1 protein-coding gene is annotated in these 466 nt (G+C 74.0%); it reads right to left on the bottom strand.

What is annotated here, in order from left to right; genetic code table 11:
• The coding region (locus ABZ573_RS32490) for a hypothetical protein (RefSeq protein ID WP_358122926.1) at positions 1 to 466 on the bottom strand (466 nt) is incomplete at both ends.

Here is a 466-nt window from a genome sequence, read left to right as displayed (position 1 = left end):
GGGTGGCGACCGTCCGGGTGGCTTCCGTGGCGGTGACCGCGAAGGCGGCTTCCGTGGCGGCGACCGTCGTGAGGGTGGCGAGCGTCCGGGTGGTTTCCGTGGTGGTGACCGCGAGGGTGGTTTCCGTGGTGGGGACCGTCGTGAGGGTGGTTTCCGTTCGGGTCCGCCGCGTGAGGGCGGCTTCCGCGGTGGCGACCGTCGTGAGGGTGGCGACCGTCCGGGTGGCTTCCGTGGTGGTGACCGCGAGGGTGGTTTCCGCGGTGGCGACCGTCGCGAGGGCGGCGACCGCGAGGGTGGCTTCCGTGGCGGCGACCGTCGTGAGGGCGGCGACCGCCAGGGCGGGTACGACCGTCGTGAGGGCGGCGAGCGCCAGGGTGGTTTCCGTGGTGGGGACCGTCGTGAGGGTGGTTTCCGTTCGGGTCCGCCGCGTGAGGGCGGCTTCCGCGGTGGCGACCGTCGCGAGGGT

Source organism: Micromonospora sp. NPDC007220 (assembly GCF_040634035.1).
GTDB lineage: Bacteria > Actinomycetota > Actinomycetes > Mycobacteriales > Micromonosporaceae > Micromonospora > Micromonospora reichwaldensis.
Note: the sequence above shows the minus strand (reverse complement) of the source record. Positions and strands in the feature narration are given on the sequence as shown.